The organism is Bifidobacterium ramosum (assembly GCF_009299505.1).
GTDB lineage: Bacteria > Actinomycetota > Actinomycetes > Actinomycetales > Bifidobacteriaceae > Bifidobacterium > Bifidobacterium ramosum.
Genome location: NZ_WBSM01000001.1, coordinates 481462 through 493378, shown reverse-complemented (window position 1 = coordinate 493378; position 11917 = coordinate 481462). Strand labels below are relative to the sequence as shown.

Here is an 11917-nt window from a genome sequence, read left to right as displayed (position 1 = left end):
AATGGCTACGACCGATTTGGGCACGACGGCGTTCGGTGTCGCGCAGAACGCGGCCGGCGAAGGCACTACCGCGCGCGTATTGCGCAAGATCATCGAACGCGAATGGCAATCCACGGGCATCCTGTCCGGAGGCACCGTGACAGGACGCACGGACATGAGGTACGCAGTCGCGGAGGGCGCGGCCGTATGCCAGCGTAATGGGCAGGATGGTATGAGCGTCGCTTGGTGGGATGCCGCGCTGACGCCGGAAGTGGGCGTCGGCGACGGCACGAATCCGCGAATCGACGCGATCTGGGTCATGGCCCATTCCGATTCCGATACGGACAATCATGTGGTATTGGGCGTCACGCAGGGCACGCCGAGCTCGTCACCCGTAGTGCCCGCGTTGCCGGAGGGTGCGACCGCAGTCGGATACATGAGACTGCCGGCAGGCGCCCGCAACACGCAGAGCGCCACCGCCGCCGGCGATTTGAGGTATGCACTCGTGCACGGCGCCTCCATGGGCGTCCAGTTCCGATGGGCGGAGAACATCGACGGAACGGTGTCCAACACGAATCGCGGCAGCTTCGCGAAACAATCCTGGTTCTTCCCCACGGACCGCAACGTGGAATTGAAGGTGTTCATGTGCATCAGCACGCCTGAGAAGGGTAAGAACCAGTCAGGAGTGGCGACCTGCCGTTTCCTCATCGACGGGAAACTGTATACGAGCCGCAAGATCGAATACACGGAGAACTGGGTAACGTACGAGTTCGGCACCGAGGCCACCGTGAGCGCCGGCTGGCACACGTACGAGCTCGTCATGTTCAAACAGGCCGGCACCGACTACGTGGCACACTATGGCGTCCAGTCAAACCACGACATGGGCGATGACAAATACGTGGGCCGTGTGTTCCGTCTGCGTGACATGGGAGCGGCGAAGTGAGCTGGCGCGCCTACGTGTTCGACACGATGACCGGTCTGATCCGCTGCCCGATCGATCTGCCGAGCTTCAGCTGGTCGGTAAGCGTGTCCGATTCGGCGATGGCGACCACGCGTGACAAGAACGCGGGCGAGCAGGACGCGACCGGTTTGAGGCTGCCGTGGGGTGCGGTGCCCGCCCGCTCGGCGGCTGCTCGCGCGGATCTGCTGTGTCCCGACAAACGGTCGATCATGCTGTGCTGGAAAACGGCCGATGATCCGTCGGAGATCGGCACGCCGATCGTGGGCGGGTCGATCACGCCGCGCACCGACACCGCGTCCGACACGAGCTTCACGCTGGCGAGTCCCCTGTCGCTGCTCGCGGACCGGTACCTGATCGACGAACGCCGGTTCGGCACGGCCGCGAAGGGCACCACAAGCAGCGTGATCAGCTACCGGGGTCTGTCGCGGCGCGGGCTGGCGGCCGAGTTCGGCGCTCGCGTCACCGGCGGCAAGGCCGGCGGGATCCTGCCCATCGACTGGAACTACTTGGGCGAACGGGGTACGGAGAACCGCGACTACCACGGGTACGACATCCAGAACCTCGACTTCAAAAGCTTCCTGACCCGTCTGACCAACTTGGAGAACGGACCGGACTGCCAGTTCCGGCCGAAGCTGAGCGACGGCTCGCATTTCCGCTGGGACTTCCTCGCCGCGTCCGATGCAGACGTCTACCTCGAACAGTCCAGCGTCGTCGAATTCCACTACAGCCCGTTGGGCGGCACGATCGAGGACCTGTCGATCGACCACGCCGGCCCCACGCACCGCGTGTACATGACCGGTGCCGGCGCGGGCGACAAGATGAAATGCGCGATGAGCGAGAACCTGACGCTCGTGCAACAGACGGACCCGTGGCCGCTGCGGGAGGCAGTCGAATCCGACAACGACATCGACGACACGAGCCTGCTGCAACGGGCCGCGGCCGGCCGTCTCGCCGGCTTGGACGCGCCCATCATGCAGATCAAGGGCAGCGTCTATTTCACCGACCGAGACCAGGCCGGCCACCTATTGCATCCGCCGGGCAGCTTCCATACCGGAGAACGCGTCCACCTGTGGGCCAACGGGTTCCCCACGCTCGCGGACGGCATGTACATCACCCGTCTCATGCAGATGGACGGCGACGAATCCGGCAAGGCACAGCTCACGTTCGACGTGATGGCCGATCCCATGCTCTAAACACGTTTAGGAGGTGCGTCTTGCCTTCGCACGACATCATCGTCTACCCCGACCGGGAGATCCCCCTGCGCGTCGCCCTGAACGCGTACGGCCGCGCGTCGTTGCATCAGACGGCCGTGCCGGGCGACATCCCCGCGGGCAACGTGGTGACCGACACGGGCGCGAGCCTGGACGACGTGACCTCGCAGCTCGAGGCCGACCGCGACGAGCTGCGCAAAAAGGCCGACGAGGCCGTCCAACGCATCGAGAAGGTGCGCGAGGACGCCGCCGCGGCCGCGGACGACGCGAAGGCGAGGGCGGACCAGGCCGTCGAAAGCGTCGAGCAGGTGCGCAGGGACGCGCAGACGGCCGTCCAGTCCGCGAAGGACGCGGCCGCGCAGGCCGAGGCCAAGGCCGGCGAGGCCAAGGCCGCGGCCGACGCCGCGGACGCGAAGGCCGGCGAGATCGCCGGTAAGGCCGACGAGCTCGCCACGTCGATCACGGACGTGAAGAGGACCGTCACGGACCAGGGCGTGCGCCTGGACGGCGTCGCGAGGAACGCGGACGCGGCCGTGAGCGCGTCGAGCGAGGTCAGGCAGACGGTCACGGCACTGTCCGCGACCGTCGAATCCCATTACAGCGAGCAGCAGGCGACGCTCGACCGGGTATCGAAGGTCGAGCTGACCGCGAACGGGCTGGAATCGACCGTGTCCCAGACCGCGAGGACCGCGTCCGACGCATTGTCGAAGGCGACCGCCGCGCAGCAGACCGCCGACGGGTTCAAGGCCACCGTCGAGAAGGAGTACGTGTCCAAATCGGACGCGTCCAAGACGTACACGACGAAAAGCGAGCTCACGCAGACGGCCGAGTCGCTGCGCTCGTCGGTCGCGGCGGACTACGAGACCAAGACGGACAGCCTCAAGAAGCACAGCGACCTCCAGCAGAGCGTCGACGCGTTCAGACAGACCGTCGAGAAGGAGTACGTGTCCAAGACGGACGCGTCCAAGACCTACAGCGCGAAAAGCGAGCTGACGGCGACGGCCGAGTCGATCGGCGCGCGCGTGGACGCGGTCGCCAGGACCGCCGACGGCGCGATGGCGAAGTCCACGCAGGTCGAACTGACCGCGGAGGGCCTGACCTCCACGGTCAAGGAACAGGCCGACACGCTCAAAGGGCAGGCCACGACCATCAGCACGCTCAAACAGACCACGGACACGCTCGCCACGACGATCACGCAGAACGCGCGCAGGACCGACGCGGCCGCCGCGGCCGGCGGCGACCTGGTCCTCGACCCCTACCTCGACAAGACCCTCGGCAACCTCGACCAATGGGGCTCGAACATGCTCCTGTCCGCCACCGGCGCCCCCGCAGGCGCGCCGGCCGCGACCACGGGCCACCCGACCGGCCGAGACCAGACGTGCGCGGTCAGGCTCAGACGCGGCCGCACCTACCGGATCGCCGCGTGGATCGCGCGCACCACGGCCGCCAAGACCACGACCGGGCTCGGCTACGCCGGCGCCGTCGACGGCGCGGGCAGATGGGTCACGGCGTTCAAGGCCACGCTCGACCTGCCCGCCGGCACGTGGCGCCTGTACGAGGCGTACCAGACGATCCCCCAGGGCCTCGACGAGGACCCCCGCCTGTGGCTGCAGGTCGACGGCACCACGACGGCCGGCAACCTCGACGGCTGGTACTACACGCTCCTGAGCGTGACCGACGCGACCGACGCGCGCAAGGCCCAGGCCGCGGCCGACGACGCCGTCACCCGCGTCGCCAGGAGCGAGCAGTCGCTCGACGGGTTCAGGCAGACCGTGGCCCAATCGTACGAGACGAAGACCGACGCGCTCGCCCGCCAGACACGTCTCGAGCAGACCATCGACGGGTTCAAGCAGTCGGTCGCGGACACGTACGCGACCAAGGACGGCCTGACCTCGTACGCGACGAAAAGCGAGCTGACCCAGACGTCGAGGAGCCTGACCTCGAGGATCGAGGAGCAGGCGAAGACGATCGACGGGCAGGCCGCGACCATCAGCACGCTCCAGCAGACCGCGGACACGCTCACCTCGACGATCACGCAGACCAACGCGACCGTCGACGCGCTGGCGTCGGGCACGGGCGAGGCCGTGCTCGACGGCGGGTTCATGAACGGGTTCGCGTCATGGGGCCACCGGCACTCCACGATCAACGCGGGCGGATGGGGGTCGAGCGCGCACGGCAACCTCGTGCAATGGCAGAAGACCGGCACGGTCGCGGGCGTGGGCGACAAGACGTTCTTCCTGACCCAGACCGGGCTCGACAAGCGCATGAAGGCCGAGAACCGGCAGCGCACGATGCGCGTCAGGTTCGAGGCCGCCAGCGCGGTCGCGTGCGCGCTGAAGTACGGCGTGACCCTCAAGGACGACAAGGGATCGTGGTACGAGTGGCGCGAGCTCGTGTCGTGCGCCACGACGTACGGGTGGACGTCGTACGCCGTGGACCTGACCCTGCCCGCGGGACGCGTGCTCACCACGATCGCTTTCCTGACCGGCCCGGCCGCGACCGAGGACATGACCTGGAACATCGGCATCGACAACGTGAGCGTGACCGACGTGACCGACCTCAAAAAGGCCCAGACGTCGGCCGACGGCGCGCTCGAACGCGCGAGCGAGCTCAGCCAGTCGCTCGAGGGGTTCAGGCTCACCGTCAAGCAGACGTACGTCAGCAACACGGACGCCGCCGCGACCTACACCACGAAGGCCGACTTCAAGGCCGAGAAGGACAGGATCACCGCCAGCGTGCAGGACGTGACCACCGCGAACGGCAGGCTCGAGCAGCGCGTCGGCACGATCGAGCAGAACTCGACCAGCTGGACCGCGCACTTCAAGACCCTCGACGCGAACGTGGCCGCGGCCCAATCCACCGCGAACACGGCGAAGACCGGCGCGGACAACGCCGCGAAGACGGCGTCCACCGCGAACACGAACGCGACGAACGCGCAGAACCGGGTCGGCGCGTTGGAGACGTGCATCAAGATGACCGCTGACGGAGTCAGGGTCGGCAGGATCCAGAACGGCGCGTGGACCGGGTACAGCACGCTCGTCGGCTCGGACGGCTACTTCCACGTCAAAACCGCCAACGGCAAGGACGTGTTCAGGGCCGGCGGCAACACGCTGGAGATCTCCGACATCGACGGCAAGCTGTCCATGGGATGCACGCGAGACGACTCCGACCACTTCGGCGTGAACCTGTACCCGATGATCAGCAGCGAACCGACCCAACGCTGGCAGACCGGATGGAACGCCCTGGCGCTGTCGGGCGACGTGACCCGGGTCACCGACGTGGGCTACACGTACCGCGGCGGGCTGATATGCTTCCGCGGCCGCGTCAAGGCCGCCAAGGCCGACGCGCGCGTCAACCGGAACACGGGCGAGTTCTGGCTGACGGCCCGCCCCGACAACCGCAACTTCGTGTGCTGGGGATGGAAGAACAACCAGCTCACCCCGATCAACGTGTACATACCCGCGAAGACCACCGACGTGGTCGTGTCCGTCGTGTGCGACTGGGTCGCGCTCGACGGGCTGACCATACCCCAATGACCCATACCAAGCAAAGGAGCCAGACCCATGACCGACACAACCAACACCACCGACGACACCGACGCGGGCGTGGCGGGAGCGCTCGACCTGCGCCCGCCGGCCGGCGGGATCCTGCACCAGATGCTCCGCCTCGGCCTGCAGTTCGACCACTCGGACGACGGCACCGCGCAGACCTGGTGCGACTACGGCAAGCAGCTGCGATGCGACTTCACATCCACGGACGCGGACACGGTCACGTTCACGGACATGACCACCCGCCTCGGCCGCGACATCCCCGCCAAGGACCTCCCGCAAATCACCGAGATCATCACATGGCGCTCCGGCCAGACCACGGAAGGAGCGGTGTGATGCCGCCATTGCAGCAATTATTCGCCAGCACCGAGTTCTGGACCGCGTTGATCCTCGCGCTCGTCGGCGGCGGCGGTCTCGGCGGCCTGATCGGCGCGTGGTCGACCCGTAACAAGACCGAGGCCGACATCGACAACATCGCGGCCGAGGCCGCGAGCAAGGTCCGCGAGACGCTGGGCGCGACCGTGGACGACCTGCGCGAGCACGTCGACTACCAGGCCAGACAGATCAAGCACCTCGAAGAGGTGCAGGAGAAGTACTTCAAGGCAACCGCGTACACACGCCGCCTGTTCCACTGGCTGCAGGACTTCTGCGAGATCGCGGAGCCGGACTGGATCGCATCGCATCCCAAACCGAGCCTGCCAGACGATCTGCGGCCCGACATCGCGCCCGAGACCATCGGCACCCATAGCAAGGAGGAATCATGACGAGCGTTCACATTCAGGCGCGGTTCGCGGACAACGCGGAGAACGGGGAGCAGCCGGCGGTCGGCCGTCTCTTGTTCTCCCCGGCGTCGCGTCATTTCGACAAGGAGAAGCACCTGCTCATCCCCTCGCCGTTCGAGGTCGGGCTCGACCAGAAGGGCGACGTGACCGTCCAGCTCGCCGCGACCGACGGCGCGTTCGTATGGATGGTCACGGAGATCTACACGGTCGGAGGACGAGACGTGTCCTATTCGCGCTACGTGCAGGTGCCCGACAGCACGACGCAGGTGGAGTACGCGGACCTGACCGACGTGGACCCGACGAGCTTCGTCCCCGTGGACATGACCGGCGGGCATGTGGCCGAGTACCGGTTCGCGGCCGGCATGGCGGAGGCCGAGGAGATGTCGAACCAGTATCCGGCCTCCTTCGTCTACTGGTTCGACGAGACCACGGCCGCGCAGTCCGCGTCGGCCGCGCTGGCGGCGGTCTACCAGGCGGGCGAGGACGCGAAGACCGAGGCAGCGAAGGCCAGCGCGTTGCGCGCGTCGGTGGAGTCGACGGTGTCGGACGTGACCGCATTGGGCGAGGACGCGGCCGCGCAGATCAGCCTGCACACCGCGTCCGTGGACGAGCACGCCGTGAGCGCGACCCTGCGCATGGACGAGCTCGTCGCGGGCGTGGAGTCCGCGGCCATGGCGAAGTCCGACGAGATCGCGGCCGCCCAGCCGGACACCCCCACCGTCATCCCCGAAACCGAAGAGGAGTGAGCCATGCCGGTCATGTACAACGGCCAACTCGTCGGCAAGCCCATGGTCGGCGGCCACCGGTACAACGCGTACGCCGCCGGCCGGCTCCTGTGGCCGCTCGACAGGGACACGGTCACGTCGATCGCAATCCTCGCCGAGAACGGCGGCGCGCCGCCGAAGAGCCTCGCGATCAACGGCACGGTCAAACTCGCCGCGCGTGCCACGTATGCGGACGGGCATGTCGGTGACCTGCTCACCTCGAAGGACGTGACGTTCAAGTCGCTCGACACGAGCGTGGCGACCGTCAGCGGCAACACCGTCACGTGGAAGCACGGGGGCACGGCGCTCATCACCGCGACCATCGGAGGCTTCACGAGCGCGGCGTTGTCGATTACATGCGCGTACGCGCCCGAATCCATCAAGGTCACGCCCACGAGCATCGAGACGCGTGTCGGCGACGACCCCGTGCAGATCAGCGTGCAGATCCTGCCCGCGACCGCCAGCCAGGAGTTCACCGCCACCATCAAGGACCCCGCCATCGCAACCATCCAAGCAGTAGGGGGGGGCGGTGTAGGCTGACCGCCCTCGCGGCCGGCACGACCACGATCAGCATCCAAACCGGAACGCTCACAACGGAGATCCCCGTCACCTCGCTGCCGGCTCCCGTCAACCTGTGGATGCAGCCCGAAGCGCGCTCCGCGTACGGGGTCGCATGCTCCATCGAACCCGACAAGGGCATCCGACTGACGGGCACGAACACGCGCGGCGACGGGCCGGACTACCGCGTCGACTTCTACCCCGCGAACGACGTGTACAAGCCGCTGCCGGCCGGAACGTACACGCTCTCCTGCCACGACCAGCCCGCCGGTTCGCTCGTGTTCGTGTCGATGCGCAGCACGAGCGTCAAGTACTGGTACGAGACGCTGACGCCCGATGTGGCGTCGCGTACCTTCACGGTCGAGGGCGACGACTGGACGTATGCGACCGTGGTCGGCGTCAACGGAGGTGTGACCGTCGATCACACGCTGCATCCGATGCTCGAATCCGGCGGCACCGCGCACAACTGGCAGCCGCCAGCCAACAACAACTAAGCCCCATGCGGGGCTTCCATCATCATCGCAAGGAGGCCCCGCATGGGGACGATAACACTCACCGGCAAGACACGAGGCACCACACGGCTGACGGTCAAGGCCGGAGGCATCACCACCGACACGCCCGTCACGGTCAGAAGCCGTAACCTGCTCTCGTACGGGCCCGGCACCGGCGACGGATTGACCGCCACGGTGAACCCCGACGGCTCGTTGCATGTCACCGGCAGCGTCGCAGAACGCCACCACGGCCTCGAATGGGCCGTGACCGTCCCCGACGGTCTCAAGGGCAAGACGGTCACGTACTCGAGCGTGTGGGCCGACAACGCCGGCCTGTACTCGTACGTCACGTTCGATCTGGCGTCCGGCGGGCATCCGCCGATCCTCACCGGCGGCAAGAGCGCGCCCATACCCGAGGACGCCACCCACATCGTCCTGCGCCTGCTCGCCGGCGACAACTACACGCCCGACACGCCGGTCGACCTTCCCTCGTTCAAGCCCATCCTCAATCTCGGCGGCACGCCGGCCGAATGGATGCGCCCCGACAACGTGGAAGCGATTGGGGGGGGTATGAGCCGGTGAACCTGTGGCCCGCGCTCGGCGAGACGACGCGCAGTGGCGTGACGTGCACGCCGGTCGGGAACGGCTCGTACACGGTCAAGAGCAACGCCACCGCCTCCGGCTGGTTCGAGTTCGCCAAACAAGTAGAACTCGACCCCGGCACGTACTACCTCGGCGGCGAGATCGACGGCACGGGCCCGTTGAAGATACAGGCCAAGTTCATGAAACCGGACAGCACCGTGGAATACACGGGCGCGGGCAAGGGCTTCACGATCCCGCCGGACGACACGCGAAGCGTGTACCCGCGCATCGCCAACACCAGCCGGGACCCCGCCGACTACGACGCCGTCGTCACCCCACGACTCTACAGGATCAGCTAAACGCAAGGAGACACAATCATGACGCAGACATTTAGGGGGGGGCTAGCGTCCGCGGCCTCACGGAAGGCGCGACCCTGGTCACGATCAGCGCGGGAGGCGTCACGCTCGACGTGCCGGTGAGCGTGGTCCCGTGGCTGCCCGCCATCACCGGCATCGAGAAGATCGGCCCGGCCGCCGACGAGGTCACCGCCACGCTCACGGATAAGGGGCGTGCGATCCACGTCGCCGGCAAAATCACCCCCGTCGCGGGACAGGACCGGTACTGCGTGCTCAGATGCGGTCTGGTCAGCCTGCCGGCCGGCACGTACACTCTCGCGAACAGCCTGCCGGCACCCATGCCGGACCAGACATACGTGCAACTATCCGCGCCCAACGAGTTCCCAAGCGGCACGGCCGACAAGCTCGCCACGAACGCCAACCCGCAATTCGCGCTGAAGGGCGGCAATTATCCGTTGCAGATCGTGATCCGCACCCCCACCGCGTTCGACGTGACGATCCGCCCCAGACTCGACAGACTCGCCTGACACCACACGCCCCGGCCCACGCCGGCCGGGGCGTTCCCATACCCACAACATTCAAGGAGGATCATGCGTTGACCGATTCCATTCCCGTGTGGGCGACCATCCTGATCGCCGTGATCACCACGTGCGGCGGCACGGTCGCCGGATGGGCGCTGCGCCGCATCGACAGGATGAGCGACACGCTCACCCGAAGCGACCTCGACCGCGCGTTGGCCGACTCGGGCACCATCCGCGACCTGCAGGCCAAGCTCGACCGCGACTACGAGCGATTGGAGGCCAGCGAACGCGACCGCAGGGCGCTGCGTCTCGATGTGCTGCGCATCGAACTGTTCAACCACACCCGCTCGCGCACCCAGCACGAGCGCCAGCTCGAGGCAGGCAAGGAGTACATCGCGCTCGGCGGCAACGGGCACGGGCACGCCCGGTACGAGGCCTTGCACCGCGACTACCTGCGCCGCGAGGCCGAATGCGACTGGACATACCAGCAATAACCAAACAGCAAACAGTCCGAAGGCACGACGCCTCCGGGCTTTTCTCATGCCCGGGGGATCCGGGTGGAAAGGAGAATGAATGGCTTTGCAAGGCATCGACATCAGCAACTGGCAGGCCGGGCTCGATACCGCCGCCGTCCCGTCGGACTTCGTGATCGCGAAGGCGTCCGAGGGCGTCGGATTCGCGGATCCGACCATGCAGGGGTTCCTCGCCCGAGCCGCGGCCGCGGGCCGGCTCGTCGGCACGTACCATTACGCGACCGGAGCGGATCCCGTCATGGAGGCCGACCATTACCTCGCCGTGGCCGGCGATTGGATCAGCCGCGCGATCCTCGTCCTCGACTGGGAATCCGGCAGCAACAAGGCATGGGGGGACGGCGGCTGGGTGCGCCGGTTCGTCACCCGCGTGCACGACCGGACCGGCGTGTGGCCGCTCGTGTACGTGCAGGCCTCGGCGATTGGCCAGATCCCCGGCGACGTGCGTGCGCACTGCCCGCTCTGGATCGCCCAATACGCAAGCATGCAGCAGACGGGCTACCAAGACAGCCCATGGAACGAGGGCGCATATTCGTGCGTCATGCGCCAGTATTCAGGCACCGGACGGCTGTCCGGCTGGAACGGCGACCTCGATCTCGACAAGTTCTATGGAGACCGCGACGAGTGGACGCGGCTCGCGAAAGGAGACAACGACATGGTAACCAAACAGGACATCCAGCAGATCGCCGAGGCGGTCGTCAACATCGACCTCAACGGCGTCAAACTCAGGGACAGGATCATCGGCATCGACACCGCGGCCAACACCACGCGTACCACGACCAGGGAGATCAAGACCAGCGTGGAGCGCAACGACAAGCGCGTTTACCGCCTCCTCCAGTCCCTCAAACGCTTCACCGGCATCCCCGACGACGACACGACCTCTGTCCCGGACCTGACCCAGTCGTGGCTCGACAAGCGCGTCTACCGGATCACGCTCCTGCTCAAGCGTTTGACCGGCATCCCGGACGACGCGACCGACCTGCCCGACACCGTCACCCTCTCGGACACGCAGCTCGACCTCATCGCCGACCGCGTCGCCGAAAAACTCAACGCCATGAAGGAGCAGTAATGGCCGTCACACTCTATTCCGCCCAGTCTGCGCCCGGCATCACACCGGACAAGACCACACGGATCAGCCAGACATCCACCACCAACGACAAGGAGGCCTGACCATGACCAAGAACGACGGCAAGCCCGACCTCGACGACCTCATCGACCAGCGGGAGGCGGAGAACCTGATCCTGTGGGTCAAGGCCGCCGCGGTGCGCGCGGTCAAGACCGCGGCCCAGTCCGCGGTCGCGGCGGTCGGCACCAGCGCGATCACGATCGGACAGGTGGACTGGCGCATCATCGCCGGCACCGCCGGTCTGTCCGCGGTGCTCTCGCTGCTGACCAGCGTGGCCGGCATCCCCGAGGTCGCCGACGGCAAGGACATCGCCACCATCGCCAACCAGTAGACGACAAGGCCGCCCGCACTCCCCTATCATGGGAGATGCGGGCGGCCTTTTCGCGTTATATGGCAATGGTTTCTGGGCCGATTCCGTGCCCACATTTTGCCCACATTTTGCCCACATTTTTTCGAAAAACAGCGTAATCCGACGTAATTCCCCGAAATAGGAAAAAGCCGCTCAACC

At 66.7% G+C, this 11917-nt stretch carries 14 protein-coding genes; all 14 read left to right on the top strand.

Features of this window, described 5'->3' with window-relative positions:
* The first annotated feature begins 1 nt into the window (after position 1).
* The 14 genes from DSM100688_RS01950 (at position 2) to DSM100688_RS01885 (ending at position 11740) form a co-directional block, all read left to right on the top strand.
* Entirely contained in the window at positions 2–922 is a 921-nt protein-coding gene (locus DSM100688_RS01950) for a hypothetical protein (RefSeq protein ID WP_152357472.1), read from the top strand.
* Positions 919–2133, top strand: coding sequence for a hypothetical protein (locus DSM100688_RS01945; RefSeq protein ID WP_152357471.1), 1215 nt, complete (start codon positions 919–921; stop codon positions 2131–2133). The genes DSM100688_RS01950 and DSM100688_RS01945 overlap by 4 nt, the downstream gene beginning before the upstream one ends.
* 20 nt (positions 2134–2153) lie before the next feature.
* Positions 2154–5687, top strand: a complete 3534-nt coding sequence (locus tag DSM100688_RS01940) for a hypothetical protein (protein WP_152357470.1) — start codon at positions 2154–2156, stop codon at positions 5685–5687.
* A 27-nt stretch (positions 5688–5714) separates the two neighbouring features.
* Positions 5715–6035: a hypothetical protein gene (locus DSM100688_RS01935; protein ID WP_152357469.1), complete on the top strand. Its 321-nt coding sequence runs from the start codon at positions 5715–5717 to the stop codon at positions 6033–6035.
* Positions 6035–6463 (top strand): PRTRC system protein E, encoded by a 429-nt coding sequence (locus tag DSM100688_RS01930; RefSeq protein WP_152357468.1) that lies wholly within the window; start codon positions 6035–6037, stop codon positions 6461–6463. The genes DSM100688_RS01935 and DSM100688_RS01930 overlap by 1 nt, the downstream gene beginning before the upstream one ends.
* Entirely contained in the window at positions 6460–7227 is a 768-nt protein-coding gene (locus DSM100688_RS01925) for a hypothetical protein (protein ID WP_152357467.1), read from the top strand. The genes DSM100688_RS01930 and DSM100688_RS01925 overlap by 4 nt, the downstream gene beginning before the upstream one ends.
* Positions 7228–7230: 3 nt before the next feature.
* Entirely contained in the window at positions 7231–7785 is a 555-nt protein-coding gene (locus DSM100688_RS01920; RefSeq protein ID WP_152357466.1) for a hypothetical protein, read from the top strand.
* Positions 7786–7883: 98 nt separating this feature from the next.
* Positions 7884–8297, top strand: coding sequence for a hypothetical protein (locus DSM100688_RS01915; protein WP_152357465.1), 414 nt, complete (start codon positions 7884–7886; stop codon positions 8295–8297).
* 42 nt (positions 8298–8339) lie between these two features.
* Positions 8340–8876, top strand: coding sequence for a hypothetical protein (locus tag DSM100688_RS01910; RefSeq protein ID WP_152357464.1), 537 nt, complete (start codon positions 8340–8342; stop codon positions 8874–8876).
* On the top strand, positions 8873–9235 hold the full coding sequence (locus DSM100688_RS01905) for a hypothetical protein (RefSeq protein WP_152357463.1): 363 nt from the start codon (positions 8873–8875) through the stop codon (positions 9233–9235). Before DSM100688_RS01910 ends, DSM100688_RS01905 begins: the two co-directional genes overlap by 4 nt.
* A gap of 116 nt (positions 9236–9351) precedes the next feature.
* Positions 9352–9759, top strand: a complete 408-nt coding sequence (locus tag DSM100688_RS01900) for a hypothetical protein (RefSeq protein WP_152357462.1) — start codon at positions 9352–9354, stop codon at positions 9757–9759.
* Positions 9760–9827: 68 nt separating this feature from the next.
* Positions 9828–10247, top strand: coding sequence for a hypothetical protein (locus tag DSM100688_RS01895; RefSeq protein WP_152357461.1), 420 nt, complete (start codon positions 9828–9830; stop codon positions 10245–10247).
* A 79-nt stretch (positions 10248–10326) separates the two neighbouring features.
* Positions 10327–11352, top strand: coding sequence for a GH25 family lysozyme (locus tag DSM100688_RS01890; RefSeq protein WP_152357460.1), 1026 nt, complete (start codon positions 10327–10329; stop codon positions 11350–11352).
* 103 nt (positions 11353–11455) lie between these two features.
* The gene (locus DSM100688_RS01885) at positions 11456–11740 is read left to right on the top strand and encodes a holin (protein ID WP_152357459.1); all 285 of its coding nucleotides are present in this window, start codon (positions 11456–11458) and stop codon (positions 11738–11740) included.
* Positions 11741–11917: the final 177 nt, after the last annotated feature.

What these genes read in the sequence shown, in the direction of transcription:
- DSM100688_RS01950 (WP_152357472.1), top strand. Translation starts at nt 2, where the DNA reads ATGGCTACGACCGATTTGGGCACGACGGCGTTCGGTGTCGCGCAGAAC.
- DSM100688_RS01935 (WP_152357469.1), top strand. Translation starts at nt 5,715, where the DNA reads ATGACCGACACAACCAACACCACCGACGACACCGACGCGGGCGTGGCG.
- DSM100688_RS01930 (WP_152357468.1), top strand. Translation starts at nt 6,035, where the DNA reads ATGCCGCCATTGCAGCAATTATTCGCCAGCACCGAGTTCTGGACCGCG.
- DSM100688_RS01925 (WP_152357467.1), top strand. Translation starts at nt 6,460, where the DNA reads ATGACGAGCGTTCACATTCAGGCGCGGTTCGCGGACAACGCGGAGAAC.
- DSM100688_RS01920 (WP_152357466.1), top strand. Translation starts at nt 7,231, where the DNA reads ATGCCGGTCATGTACAACGGCCAACTCGTCGGCAAGCCCATGGTCGGC.
- DSM100688_RS01915 (WP_152357465.1), top strand. Translation starts at nt 7,884, where the DNA reads ATGCAGCCCGAAGCGCGCTCCGCGTACGGGGTCGCATGCTCCATCGAA.
- DSM100688_RS01910 (WP_152357464.1), top strand. Translation starts at nt 8,340, where the DNA reads ATGGGGACGATAACACTCACCGGCAAGACACGAGGCACCACACGGCTG.
- DSM100688_RS01890 (WP_152357460.1), top strand. Translation starts at nt 10,327, where the DNA reads ATGGCTTTGCAAGGCATCGACATCAGCAACTGGCAGGCCGGGCTCGAT.
- DSM100688_RS01885 (WP_152357459.1), top strand. Translation starts at nt 11,456, where the DNA reads ATGACCAAGAACGACGGCAAGCCCGACCTCGACGACCTCATCGACCAG.